Consider the following 12,703-nt stretch of genomic DNA (forward strand, 5'->3'; position numbering starts at 1 on the left):
GCATGGACACGCGTGGGGTGCTCGGCGTACCGGAGGAGCCGGTGGAGCTCAGGCGTAAGATCCGGCAGCTCCTCGAAGACCGGCCGTCGGAGGGCGAGAGGCTCGTGGAAGAGGGGGATTTTCTCGCGGATTATCTGTGGAGACATTGGGGAGCCCGGCTCGGCGCGGTGGGCATGGACCGCGAGAGGTTCGGGCGGATCGTGCGGGGGTATGCACCGGAGGTCCGGCTCTGGGTCTTCGGTGAGCACGTCTGGGAGCACTGTGCCTCCGGGCTCGCCGGCAGGGTTCTGAGGCGCATCCCACCCGAGGCGCGGTCTTCCCTGAAGAGAACCGAGGCAGAGGAGGTTTGCAGGTGAAGACGGAGCAGAGCTACACCACCATAGCCCCGCACGGCGGGGTGCTCGTAGACCGCCGGCTCCCCGAGGAAGAGCGGGAGGAAGCGATAGAGCGGGCGTCCAGGTTGAAGAAGGTCCGTCTCGGGCCTCGGGAGCTCTCCGACGTGGAGCTGATCTCCACCGGCGTCGTCTCACCCCTGGAGGGTTTCATGACCCGCGAGGACTACGAGGGCGTCGTCGAGAACATGCACCTCGCGGACGGCGTCGCTTGGCCGCTACCGATCACCCTGCCGGTGAGCCGGGAGGAGGCCCGGGATCTCTCGGAAGGGGAGGAGATAGCGCTCGCCGACGGCGAGGGACGGGTGGTTGCCTCGATGACCGTCGAGGACGTCTTCGACCACGACAAGGAGCGGGAGGCGAAAGAGGTCTACCAGACCACGGACCAGAAGCATCCCGGCGTCGCCAACCTCTTCCGGCAGGGTGATGTGCTTCTCGGCGGCAAGGTCACGTTGCTCGTGGACGAGCCCACGCCGCGGCCCTTCCCCGAGCACTACCACGAACCCGCGGAGCTCAGGGAGATCTTCGCCTCCCGCGGCTGGAGGCGGGTCGTCGGTTTCCAGACCAGAAACCCGATCCACCGCTCGCACGAGTACATCCAGAAGAGCGCGCTCGAGACCGTCGACGGGCTCCTGCTCAGCCCGCTCGTCGGGGAGACGCGGGCGGAGGACATCCCGGCGGACGTGCGGATGCGTTCCTACGAGGTGCTGCTCGAGCGCTACTATCCGAAGGATCGCACCGTGCTCGCGGTCTACCCGGCGACGATGCGCTTCGCCGGGCCGCGCGAAGCCCTCTTCCACGCCATCTGCCGTCAGAACTACGGCTGCACCCACTTCATCATCGGCCGCAGCCCGGCGGACCCCGGCAACTACTACGGCATCTACGACGCACACCACATCTTCGAGGAGTTCGAGGAGGGGGAGATAGAGATAACCCCGCTCCTCTTCGAGAACGCATTCTTCTGCCTCAACTGCGGCGGGATGGCCACCACCAAGACCTGTCCGCACGACGACGAGTCGCGCGTCATGCTCTCCGGCACCAAGGTACGCGAGATGCTCAGACGTGGGGAGTACCCGCCGCCGGAGTTCTCCAGGCCCGAGGTCGTCGAGATCCTGGTCGAGGGCATGAACGGCTGAGGTCGGGGCATTTCTACGGAAGGAAGTTTCGCAGGAGGGAGGTTTTTCGAGTGCAGGACGGGAGTAACGACAGGGATCGCGGTTTCACGCTGTGGTTCACCGGGCTCTCGGGGGCCGGCAAGACGACGATCTCGGAGATAGTCGAGCGGGAGCTCAGGTTGCGTTTGGGCAAGGTCGAGGTCCTCGACGGGGACATCGTCCGGACGAACCTCTCCAAGGGGCTCGGGTTCTCCAAGGAGGACCGTGACACCAACGTCCTCAGGATAGGGTTCGTGGCGAATCTGCTGACGCGCAACGGGGTGGCCGTTATCGTCAGCGCCATCTCCCCCTACCGGGAGGCGCGCAACAGGGTCAGGGAAGACATAGGCGAGGATTTCATAGAGGTGTACGTGGACGCTCCCGTGGAGGTCTGCGCCGAGCGCGACGTCAAGGGCCTCTACAAGAAGGCCTTCGCCGGCGAGATAAAGGCGTTCACCGGCGTCTCAGACCCCTACGAGCCGCCGGAGAACCCGGAGCTGCACATAAAGACCGCCCAGGAGAGCCCGCAGGAGAGCGCACGCCGGGTCATCGATTACCTCGAGGAGAGAGGATATCTCAGGCCCGTGCAGACGCTCAGCGGCACTCGCTGAAGGCGACGCTCCGGACGGCGGGGCCCTCCCGCGCTCCTCTTTTTTCCCGCCATGCACCGGCCGGCCTCGGGATTGACGCCGTTGTCGGGTGTATGGTTATATGAGCCATGTTTCCCGTTTCCTGGAGGTCGACCGTCGAAGGATGCCGCTGTCCGAAGAGACGTCTGATTCTGGTGGCATGAGATACAGCCCGTGGTTCGTGGTCGTGGTGGCGGTGTTCGTCACCACGCTCATCACGGCGAACGTCACGGCGGTGAAGCTCGTCGGGATTTTCGGGCTGGTGCTGCCGGCCGGGGTCGTGCTCTTCCCGGTCAGCTACATCGTCGGGGACGTACTCACCGAGGTGTACGGGTACTCGGCGGCGCGGCGCGTGATCTGGCTCGGGTTTCTGTGCAACCTGCTCGCGGTGGCGGCGATCTGGGTCGGGGGAGTGCTACCCGCGGCTCCGGTCTGGCACGCGCAGGGTGCTTACGAACGCATCCTGGGTTACACGCCGCGGCTTCTCGGGGCCTCCTTCCTCGCGTATCTCGTGGGGGAGTTCGCCAACTCCTTCGTGATGGCCCGGATGAAGGTGCTCACGGAGGGACGCTGGCTGTGGAGCCGCACGATAAGCTCGACCGTGGTGGGGGAGGGGCTGGATTCCGCGATCTTCGTCTCGGTCGCCTTCGCCGCCACGATACCCGCGCACGCTCTGGTGATGGCGATCGTCTCCCAGTGGCTTTTCAAGAGCGCCTACGAGATCGTGGCCACCCCCCTGACGTACCTCGTCGTGGGGTATCTCAAGCGTGTCGAAGGCCTCGACGTCTACGATCGCGACACCCGCTTCAACCCGCTCCTGATCGGGAGATGAAGAGATGAGCCCGGCCGTTCTCACCGCCGAAGCAGCCGCCTTCCTCGTGCGTCGGCGGGTGGCGCGTCTCGCGACCGCCGACGCGCGCGGCGCCCCGCACGCCGTCCCGGTCTGCTTCGCCTTCGACGGGGAGCACATCTACATCGCGCTGGACGAAAAACCGAAGGAGGTCCCCCCAACCCGCCTCAAGCGGGTCAAAAACATCCTGCAGAACCCGCGGGTCGCGCTCGTCGCCGACCGCTACGACGAAGACTGGAGCCTGCTCGCGTACGTCATGGTGCGTGGGAAAGCCGGGCTCGTCGAACCCGGGGCCGAAGAACATGCTGCCGCCATCCGCCTGCTGCGCGGCAAATACCACCAGTACGAGCGCATGAGGATAGAGGACAACCCCGTCATCCGGATCGTTCCCGAGCGGGTCTCGTCCTGGGGTGCTCTGGATGAGCCGCCGGAGGATGGACACCTCATCGACGCCCTGCGCGGTCGACGCTCGGTGCGACGCTACCTGGACAAGGGGGTCCCCGGGTGGATGGTGGAGGAGGTGCTCGAGGCCGGACGCTGGGCCCCCTCCCCGCACGGCAGGCAGCCCTGGCGCTTCGCTCTACTGAGGAAGGAGGAGACGAAGCGGCGGCTCGCCGAGGCGATGGGGGAGGAGTGGCGGCGGGCGCTCGAGATGGACGGGCAGGGACCCGAGGTGGTCGAGAGGAGGCTCGAGGGTTCCAAGAGACGGCTGCTCGGTGCCCCCGTGCTCGTGCTCCTGTGTCTGTACCTGGAGGAGCTCGACCGCTATCCCGATCCCGAGAGACAGCGGTGCGAGACCACGATGGCCGTGCAGTCGCTCGGCGCGGCCGCGCAGAACATGCTGCTCGCAGCTTACGACCTCGGGCTGGACGGCGGTTGGATCTGCGCTCCGCTCTTCTCACCCGGAGCGGTCAGGGAAGCGCTGGGTCTGGAGGAATCCCTCCTCCCGCACGCCCTCTTGACCTTCGGGTACGCCGCCGGGGATCCACCCCGGCGGCGTACGAGAAAAGCGCTCGATGAGCTCGTGATCTTCCGGGATCTCTAGTGGGCCAGGCCCTCCGCGGGCTCTTTCCCACCTTCCCTTGCCACTTCCAGGTCGCTGTAATCTCTCGGAACGGTCTCGTCCTCGCCTTCTGGGGCACCGAGCGCCCGGAAAGCCAGCGTGAGCACCACGCTCGCCACCAGGTTGGCGACCAGAGCGTAGAGCCCGGCGTAGGCCGAGAGGCTGAAGCCCCCGATCGAGAGCGGGTAGATCGAGGAGAACCCCTGCGAGACCGCCATAGCGGTGCCGGCCGCCATCCCGACCAGCCAGCCGAGGGCGAGAGCCCAACGGTGGAACCATCGGGTGTAGAGCCCGAGGACAACCGCCGGGAGCGTCTGCAGGATCCAGATACCCCCGAGGAGCTGCAGGTTGATCGAGTACTGTGTCGGGATGCCGATGACGAACGCCAGCGCCCCGGCCTTGACGATCAGCGAGACGATCTTGGCGACCTGCGACTCCTCCCGGTCGGAGATGTTACGCCTGAAGTACTCGCGGTAGATGTTGCGCGTGAACAGGTTCGCCGCGGCTATCGACATGATCGCGGCCGGGACCAGCGCTCCGATCCCAACCGCCGCGAAGGCGAACCCGGCGAACCACGAGGGGAAGAACTTGAGCACCAGGTCCGGAACGGCGAAGTTCGGGCTCGAGAGCTTCAGGTTCGCCGCGATGGCCATGTACCCGAAGAGCGCGATGATCGCCAGCGCTATCGAGTAGGCCGTGAGCAGGGTGGCGTTACGCCGGATCGCGTTACCCGAGTTGGCGCTGAAGACGCCTGTGAGCGCGTGCGGGTACAGAAAGAGCGCGAACGCCGAGCCCAACGCCAGCGAGGAGTAGCCGCTGTAGGCACTGGGGATCAGGGTGCCCGGCGGGTTGTGCTTGGGCAGCTCGGCGGCCGCCGCGTCGAAGATGTGTCCGAAGCCCCCGAGCCTGTACGGGATGTAGATGACCATCACGATCACGGTGATGTAGATCGTGAGGTCCTTCACGACCGCCACGAGCGCCGGGGCCCGCAGCCCGCTCTGGTAGGTGTAGAGGGCGAGGATGATAAAGGCGATGATGAGCGGCAGGTCGTTGACGAGGGCGGAGCTGCTGCCGCCGATGCCCATCGCCGCGATGACCGCCTGCAGCCCGACGAGCTGCAGCGCTATGTAGGGCATCGTAGCGAGTATGCCGGTGAACGCCACGATGAGCGCCAGGAGCCCGCTGCCGTAACGTCCCCGGACGAAGTCCGCCGGGGTTATGTAGTCGCGCTTCTTCGCCACCGACCACAGCCGGGGGAAGATGAAGAACAGGATCGGGAAGACCAGGATCGTGTAGGGAACGGCGAAGAAGCCCGTCGAGCCCGCGCCGTAGACCAGCGCCGGCACCGCGATGAACGTGTAGGCGGTGTAGATGTCCCCGCCGACCAGAAACCACGTCACCCATGTCCCGAAGCGTCGGCCACCCAGCCCCCACTCGCTCAGCAGCCCGAGGTCTCCCCTGCGCCAGCGGGCGGCGACGAACCCCACCACCGTGACCAGCAGGAAGAGTATCGCGAAGACCGTCAGCGCGACCGGGTCGAAGGTGTGCGGCATTGCAGACCCCCTAGCGTGTCGCCCGGTATACCGTGGTCACGATGGCCGCCGTTATGAACAGCCAGACGAACTGGTACCAGTAGAAGAACGGCCAGCCGAACAGCCGTGGCGCATCCGAAGCGTACAGCTGCGGGAACAGGAGACCAAGGAATGGTAATAGGAGCAACAGATTCCACCAGCGTTTGTCGCGGTTCTCGCTTCTTGGACGTCCGTTGCGCACCAGATCGACCCCCTTCTCTGCAAAAGATTCGTGTATGCAGCGCATGGATGAACCGGCACCGCACCCCACCAACGCGCGTACTTTATCCACTTCGGGAGATCTTTGTCAAATGAACGCCGTCCGGGGGTGGTGGAGCCGCCGGTTGAAAGGTAGCCTGTGTGAGCATGAACATGCTGGAGAGCAGATGGTACCGGGCGCTCGAGGTTTGCGCCAACTTTCTCTATCTGAACCTGCTCTGGCTGGTCTGCAGCACCCTGGTCATCACGTTTCCGGCCTCCACGGCGGCGATGTTCGGCGTGGTGCGGGAGTGGGTGAAGGGGAGGGAGCCCGGGGTGACCGGCTCCTTCTTCTCGTTCTTCCGGGAGAACTTCCGTCAGAGTACCTGGATCGGCTTTCTCTGGGCGCTGGTCGGGGTCATCCTCGCGGTCGACTTCGCCGTGGTGCGCGGGATGGGATCCCCGGTAAGCGAGATCCTCTACGTCGTCCTCTTCGTAGTCTGTTTCCTGTACGTCTTCACGCTGGTCTACATCTTCCCGGTCATCGTCAACTTCGAGGCCCGCTGGTCACTCGTGATAAGGAACGCGCTCCTCTTCTCGATGACCGGTCCTCTGGTGACCCTCGCCTGCCTGCTGGTGCTGATCCTCGCCGCCGCCGCGTTCGTCTTCTTCCCGCTCTCCATATTCGTCTCGGGTAGCGTCGGCTCCTACCTGGTCTACCGGCTCTGCGAGAGGACCTTCGAGAAGGTGGAGCGGATCAGGGGACGGGATGGGGAAGACCGCTGAGCTTCACCCCGAACCGAGCATCCTGCGGTAGCGTTCGGCCCGTTCCTCGAAGCCAGCGAGCCTGCGGTCGGCGGACCTCTGCGCGCCGCGCGGCATCGTCCCGCTCCGTGCGAGTTCGATGAAGCTCTCGGTCACCCGCAGGGCCTCGGCGTACCGCCGCCGGCGCTCGTAGATCATGGCGAGCCTCTCGTAGGGATGGCTCTCGACGAAGCGCTCCGCGACGTTCTGCTCGTAGAGCAAAATGGCCCGCTCCACGTCACCCCGCCCCTCGGCCTCCATCGCCTCGAAGTTGCGCCGGAGGGCCTCCTCGTAGTCCGCGAGGGGATCCTCCTCGGTGCCTATCCTCTCGAGCTCTTCGTCGGTGAGGCCTCCCAGGTGGGAGCTTCCCCGACCCTCTTCATCACCCCCCGAGAACCTCCTCAAAAACCTCCTGAAGCGGCCCACGACGCCTCCTCATGACGCCTTCACGTGACGTTCGGGCTCGCCGTAGAGCGTGTTGCGCTGGCGCGGGATGCGTCCGATCTCCCGGATCATGCGTTCCATCTCCTCCGGGAGCATCTCCTGCCCGTGGCTCGCCCCGGCCGAGCGCGAGATGCTCTCGTTCATGAGCGTGCCGCCGAGGTCGTTGCACCCTGCCTCGAGGCACGCCTTCGCCCCCTCGACACCCAGCTTGACCCAGGAGACCTGCACGTTGTCTATGTAGCCGTGCAGCGCGATCCTGCCGACCGCGTGCATCTTCACCGTCTCGGCGAAGGTCGGGCCCCTCCGCGAGCGGCCCTGCAGGAAGAGGGGCGTCGCCATGTGCACGAACGGGAGCGGGATGAACTCGGTGAACCCACCCGTCTCGGCCTGTATCTCGCGCAGGACCAGCAGGTGGCGGGCCCAGTTCACCGGCCCGTCGACGTGGCCGAACATGATCGTCGAGGTAGAGCGCAGCCCGATCGCGTGCGCCTTGCGCATCACCTCCGCCCACTGGGCGGTGTTGATCTTGTCCGGGCAGATGATCCTGCGTATCTCGTCGTCCAGGATCTCGGCCGCCGTACCGGGGAGTGTGGCGAGACCGGCCTCCTTCAGCCGCACCAGAAACTCATCGACCGAGATGCCCAGAGTGTGCGCCCCCTGCCACACCTCGAGCGGCGTGAAGGCGTGGACGTGCATCCCGGGTACCTCGTCCTTCACCGCCCGCAGGTAGTCCAGGTAGTTCTGGCCGGTGAACCTGCCGTGTATCCCCCCGACCATCGTGACCTCGGTCGCCCCCCGCTCCCAGGCCTCGCGTGCCCTGCGCGCGACCTCCCCGGCATCCATCAGGTAGGGCTCGCCGCGCAGATTGAGCGACTTCGGTCCTTTGGAGAAGGCGCAGAAGCGGCAGCGGAAGTAGCACTGGTTGGTGTAGTTGATGTTGCGGTTCACCACGTAGGTGACCACGTCCCCGTTGACCTCCCGCCTGAGCTCGTCCGCAACCCGGCACAGCTCCGCCAGCTCCCGACCGCGGGCGGTGAAGAGCAGCGCTATCTCCTCCTCGTCCAGATCCCTCTCCCCGGCCCCGGCGAGAGCGGCGACGAACTCGGGGCGCATCCGGGAGGGCCTCCGGCCTCTCATCTCCTCGAGCGTCCTCTCCGGCACCGGCTCGTCCTTGCCCGGGGCCCAGCTCTCCACGCGCGCGAAGCCCTCGGCGTCCATCCCGGCGAGGACCTTCGGCCTCAGGGCCTCGTCAACCCACCGCTCCGCCTCAAGCGCGTAGCGTGGGTGGACCGCGAGCCGCTCGAGGAGCAGATATCCCTTGCTACCGGTGGCCCGTTCGAGTTCTTCGAGGTGCGGCCAGGGCCGCTCGGGGTTGACGTGGTCGGGGGTGACGGGGGAGACGCCTCCCCAGTCGTTGATCCCGGCGTCTATGTACCTCAGGTACCCGGCCTCGTCGTCGGCCAGGTTCGGCGGGGCCTGCACCGTGACTTCGGGCGGCAGGATGAGCCGGGCGAGCGCTATCGCCGCGAGCATCTCCTTCTCAGAAGGCTCGGGTGCGTCTTGCATCCTGGTCCCCGGCTTGGCCCGGAAGTTCTGCACGATGCACTCCTGGATGTGCCCGTAGCGCTCGTGCACCTCGCGGATCGCGAGCAGAGTCTCCGCCCGCTCCTCGGGGCTCTCCCCGATCCCGACGAGGAGCCCGGTCGTGAAGGGCACCGCGAGCCTCCCCGCCGCCTCGAGCGTCTCGAGCCGTCTCTCGGGCACTTTGTCCGGCGAGGCCCAGTGAGCCATGCCCCGGCCCAGCAGCCTCCCCGAGACCTCCTCCAGCATGATCCCCTGCGAGACGGCCACCCCTCGCAGCAGCCGTACGTCCTCCTCCGAGAGCACGCCGGGGTTGGCGTGCGGCAGGAGCCCGGTCTCTTCGGCCACCAGCCCGCAGCAGTGCGCCAGGTACTCCACGGTCGTCTCGAAGCCCATCTCCCTGAGCTCGCGTCGGGCCTCAGGATAGCGTTTCTCCGGCTTGTCCCCGAGCGTGAAGAGCGCCTCCTTGCACCCGGCTTCGGCCCCATCCCGGGCTATCTCGAGCACCTCCTCCGGCGTGAGGTAGGCCCTCTCTCCCTTACGCGGTGGATGGGCGAAGGTGCAGTAGCCGCAGTTGTCCCGGCACAGCCTGGTCAGCGGGATGAAGACCTTGCGCGAGTACGAGATCCGCGGACCGTACGCCCGGTCTCGTACCCGCCCCGCCGCTGCCATCGCGGGCTCGGGATCCTCCACGGCCATTCGCGCCAGCACCCTGGCCTCTTCTGCCTCGAGCGAGGCCTCCGCCGCTCTCTCCAGTAGCTCCCTGTATACGTGAATCTCCTCCATGGTTTGGGCAGTATAAACCCGGAGCCTCCACCCTTACATCGACTCTCCCCATATCCGACAAAATTTATCGGGATATGTTCTACAATGGGACCTGCACGGATCGCTAAATGGAAGAAGGAGGAATTCGAGAAAGATGGCCGAGGTCGAAGAGCAGATACGCGAGAAGGGCTACGCCCATCCGGAGAAGCTGGTCACCACCCAGTGGGTGGCGGATCACCTCTCCGACACCGAGAACGTGCGCATCGTAGAGAGCGACGAGGACGTGCTCCTCTACGAGGTGGGGCACATCCCAAACGCGGTGAAGATAGACTGGGTCGAGGACCTCAACGATCCCCTCATCCGCGACTACCTCGATCCGGAGAAATTCGCCTCGCTGATGAGCGAGAAGGGGATCACACCCGAGACCAGGGTGATCTTCTACGGTGACAAGAACAACTGGTGGGCGACCTATGCGCTGTGGGTCTTCGAGCTCTTCGGGCACACCAACACGGCGATAATGGACGGGGGAAGGAAGAAGTGGGAGGACGAGGGCAGGGAGATGACCCAGGAGGTGCCCACCTTCCCCAGAGCTGACTATCCCACCCCGAAGAGGGATGACACGAAGATAAGGGCTTTCAAAGCCGAGGTCGAAGAGCACGTGAAGGCGGGCAGGCCGCTTGTGGACGTCAGGAGCCCCGGGGAGTACAAGGGGGAGCTTTTGCACATGCCCGACTACCCGCAGGAGGGAGCCTTGAGGGGAGGACACATCCCCGGAGCGGCGAACGTACCGTGGGCGAGGGCCGTGCGGGACGATGGTACCTTCAAGAGCGCGCAGGAGCTCAGGGAGATCTACGAGGGAGAGGCTCACCTCAGCTCAGGAGACGACGTGATAGCGTACTGCAGGATAGGGGAGCGCTCTTCTCACACTTGGTTCGTGCTCAAGTATCTGCTCGGCTACGAGCGGGTGAGGAACTACGACGGGTCCTGGACTGAGTGGGGCAATGCCGTCAGAGCGCCCATAGAGCGTTAGCCCCGCGCGAGCGCGTTGGACCGCAACGGCCGCATAAAAGCTCTCGTCGACCACAGGGAGAACCCCCGTTACAAGGGGGTTCTCCCCGACGCCGACGTCGCGGTGCCCGGTGGCAGCCCGGAGTGCGGGGGATCGGTCGTCATCTACCTCAAGGGAGGGGGTGAGGGCGAGATAGAGGCGCTCTCGTTCACCGGCGAGGGAGATACGATCAGCATGGGCGCGACCAGCATGGCGCTCGACCTCGTGATGCGCGAACGCCTCACCATGGACCAGGTGCTCGCGCTCGACTACGACGAGTTCATAGACCGCGTCGGTCGGGACGTGGTGGGGAGCAGAACCCGCAACGCCACACTAGGCCTGAGCACCCTCAAGGCCGCCATAAGGAAGTATCGGGAGGAAGAAGCCAGACGAAGCAGTCGGGTGAGCTGAGGCGTGGGATGGACCGGCCAGCCCCCTCAGGAGGCCGGGGTTTTGCCACCTCCGATCACCCTGAGACCCCCGTGTTTCTCGATGGGGCCGCCATCCATATCAGAGAGCGCACCCGCGAAGCGCTCTCCGGTGGCGGAGGCGTAATCTTCGCCGTTCTGATCCAGAACCCTGAGCAGCGTCCTCACCACCAGAGGATCGAAGGCCCGACCGGAGAGCGCGATGATCTCCCGGCGTGCCTCGGAGGGATCGAGCGCCGGAGAATTTCTGCGCTCCAGAACCAGCGAGGCGTAGTGCGAGGCCACCGCGAGTATCCTGGCTTCGAGCGGTAGCCATTCTCCACGCAGCCCATCCGGGTAGCCTGTTCCATCCACCCGCTCGTGGTGCCACCTCACCCATTTCGCTGCTGCATCCATCCCCGGTATTCCAGAGAGGATCCTCTCCGATTCCTCCGGGTGCGATTCGAGCTTCTCTCTGCCGAGCTCGTTCAGCCTCTCCGGTGGCGCGACACTGACCTCCTCGGGCACCGAGACCATCCCCACGTCCTGCAAAAGCGCCGCCACCCGGAGCCTGGAAGCGGTCCTGTCATCCATCCGGAACTCTTCCGCGAGGTCCGTTGCGTACACCGCCGCGGCCGCCGCGTGCCTCGCGGTGTACCCGTCCCTGCGTCCCAGGCTCTCGAGAAGCCGCCACGCGAAGTCCAGGTGCGATTCGGAGAGGCTGCGCTCCAGCTCGCCGGTCCTCTCCCTGAGCTGACCGTTCTCCTCCTCCAGCTCCGCGAGCCTCTGCTGACGCTTTACGGTGAAGCTCATCAGTCCCAGCGAGAGTGCCGCGCCGCCAAAGAGCGTTATCGCCGCCACGGGCCCGAGCCTGATCGCCGCGTAGGAGGTGGCAAAGGTGGTGAGAATAGAGACTACACCAGCGGGTACGAGCGGCAAGACGATATCTAGGAAAAGCCGCGTGGCTGAAGTTTCGTACTTTATCCAAAGTAGAGTAGAGCCAACCAAAGCATTCACGGTATATAGTGTGAAACCTGCTCCGATTACGCCGTACACAATCGAATCGTCAAGACTCGGATTGAAAAGCAAAGGTTTTGAAAAGAAGTTGAACACGCATCCTGCGGCCAAGATCTCCAGCGTAAGCGATGAAGCGTTAAACAGCATACGCAGGCGATCTTTGTAGTACATTGCAGGTATAGCAACTAATAGTGCGTAGAAGGGACCACCCAGAACGAGCATAACTAAGATCGCAACATCAACGGCGTCAAACGTGGATTTGCCAAAGTTGAAACTCACTGGCAGCCGCAAGGAGACTACACTCACTGCCGCGAGTATTCCACTGATCAAAATGCTTGCCCAATTAAAGGTGACATTGTAGTCATAGACCCAGCCACCCAAGGCAGCCATTGAAACAGCAACCAAACCGTAAATATACCAACGGGTAGCTCGGGGCCTGGCCTGATTTTCAGGCACTCCCATCCTCCCACAGAAACTTTGATGCTTCATTCACAAACAGACATCATAAAGCACCAAATGCTCTGCGTCTAGAGCTACCCCGATTCCATTCCGGTTTTTAACCGCTTGGTTTTGTTATTTGAACTACCAAGCGTTGAGACGAAGCTGAACTTTCCGCATTTTGCACCTCCTTTAAGCTTGGGTGGTTTTATCCAACGATTACTGTGAGGCCGGTCGTCTACCAGGCGTTGAGGCGCCACTGAGCGTTCTGCATGTTGTTTCACCCCCCTTCTATCCACGTTTGCACTTTTACGAACATTATTCTACCGGTTTGACCAGATG

13 protein-coding genes are annotated in these 12,703 nt (G+C 64.4%); 8 read left to right on the plus strand and 5 right to left on the minus strand.

Annotation, left to right across the window (positions count from 1 at the left end; all coding sequences use genetic code 11):
* Positions 1-2: 2 nt before the first annotated feature.
* The 5 genes from AC6EKW_RS03230 to AC6EKW_RS03250 all read left to right on the plus strand — a co-directional run bounded on the left by AC6EKW_RS03230 (position 3) and on the right by AC6EKW_RS03250 (position 4,070).
* The gene (locus tag AC6EKW_RS03230) at positions 3-356 is read left to right on the plus strand and encodes a hypothetical protein (protein ID WP_273886942.1); all 354 of its coding nucleotides are present in this window, start codon (positions 3-5) and stop codon (positions 354-356) included.
* Entirely contained in the window at positions 353-1,528 is a 1,176-nt protein-coding gene (sat, locus tag AC6EKW_RS03235) for a sulfate adenylyltransferase (protein ID WP_498513688.1), read from the plus strand. Before AC6EKW_RS03230 ends, sat begins: the two co-directional genes overlap by 4 nt.
* Positions 1,529-1,578: 50 nt before the next feature.
* The gene (gene cysC / locus AC6EKW_RS03240) at positions 1,579-2,157 is read left to right on the plus strand and encodes an adenylyl-sulfate kinase (RefSeq protein WP_273886944.1); all 579 of its coding nucleotides are present in this window, start codon (positions 1,579-1,581) and stop codon (positions 2,155-2,157) included.
* A 178-nt stretch (positions 2,158-2,335) separates the two neighbouring features.
* Complete coding sequence (locus tag AC6EKW_RS03245; protein WP_498513689.1) at positions 2,336-3,007, plus strand: queuosine precursor transporter; 672 nt, start codon at positions 2,336-2,338, stop codon at positions 3,005-3,007.
* A gap of 4 nt (positions 3,008-3,011) precedes the next feature.
* A complete protein-coding gene (locus tag AC6EKW_RS03250; protein ID WP_498513690.1) occupies positions 3,012-4,070 on the plus strand; it encodes a TIGR03668 family PPOX class F420-dependent oxidoreductase in 1,059 nt (352 codons plus the stop codon).
* Here the strand turns inward: AC6EKW_RS03250 and mctP are convergent.
* Both mctP and AC6EKW_RS03260 read right to left on the minus strand, forming a co-directional pair.
* The gene (mctP, locus tag AC6EKW_RS03255; protein ID WP_498513691.1) at positions 4,067-5,641 is read right to left on the minus strand and encodes a monocarboxylate uptake permease MctP; all 1,575 of its coding nucleotides are present in this window, start codon (positions 5,639-5,641) and stop codon (positions 4,067-4,069) included. The two genes, AC6EKW_RS03250 and mctP, sit on opposite strands and share 4 nt — an antisense overlap.
* A gap of 10 nt (positions 5,642-5,651) precedes the next feature.
* Complete coding sequence (locus AC6EKW_RS03260; RefSeq protein WP_498513692.1) at positions 5,652-5,906, minus strand: DUF3311 domain-containing protein; 255 nt, start codon at positions 5,904-5,906, stop codon at positions 5,652-5,654.
* A 119-nt stretch (positions 5,907-6,025) separates the two neighbouring features.
* Between AC6EKW_RS03260 and AC6EKW_RS03265 the strand changes: the two genes are divergently transcribed.
* Positions 6,026-6,643, plus strand: coding sequence for a YesL family protein (locus tag AC6EKW_RS03265; RefSeq protein ID WP_498513752.1), 618 nt, complete (start codon positions 6,026-6,028; stop codon positions 6,641-6,643).
* A gap of 3 nt (positions 6,644-6,646) precedes the next feature.
* Here the strand turns inward: AC6EKW_RS03265 and AC6EKW_RS03270 are convergent, their stop codons facing one another.
* Both AC6EKW_RS03270 and cofH read right to left on the minus strand, forming a co-directional pair.
* Positions 6,647-7,087 (minus strand): hypothetical protein, encoded by a 441-nt coding sequence (locus tag AC6EKW_RS03270; RefSeq protein ID WP_498513693.1) that lies wholly within the window; start codon positions 7,085-7,087, stop codon positions 6,647-6,649.
* 9 nt (positions 7,088-7,096) lie between these two features.
* Positions 7,097-9,472: a 5-amino-6-(D-ribitylamino)uracil--L-tyrosine 4-hydroxyphenyl transferase CofH gene (gene cofH / locus AC6EKW_RS03275; protein WP_498513694.1), complete on the minus strand. Its 2,376-nt coding sequence runs from the start codon at positions 9,470-9,472 to the stop codon at positions 7,097-7,099.
* 133 nt (positions 9,473-9,605) lie between these two features.
* Here cofH and AC6EKW_RS03280 point away from each other — a divergent pair, with 133 nt between their 5' ends.
* The gene (locus AC6EKW_RS03280; protein WP_273886952.1) at positions 9,606-10,481 is read left to right on the plus strand and encodes a sulfurtransferase; all 876 of its coding nucleotides are present in this window, start codon (positions 9,606-9,608) and stop codon (positions 10,479-10,481) included.
* Between the two features lie 15 nt (positions 10,482-10,496).
* The gene (locus tag AC6EKW_RS03285; RefSeq protein WP_498513695.1) at positions 10,497-10,910 is read left to right on the plus strand and encodes an iron-sulfur cluster assembly scaffold protein; all 414 of its coding nucleotides are present in this window, start codon (positions 10,497-10,499) and stop codon (positions 10,908-10,910) included.
* Positions 10,911-10,936: 26 nt separating this feature from the next.
* Here the strand turns inward: AC6EKW_RS03285 and AC6EKW_RS03290 are convergent, their stop codons facing one another.
* Positions 10,937-11,845, minus strand: a complete 909-nt coding sequence (locus AC6EKW_RS03290; protein WP_498513696.1) for an HD-GYP domain-containing protein — start codon at positions 11,843-11,845, stop codon at positions 10,937-10,939.
* Positions 11,846-12,703: the final 858 nt, after the last annotated feature.

The organism is Rubrobacter sp. M3-4, from assembly GCF_059772285.1.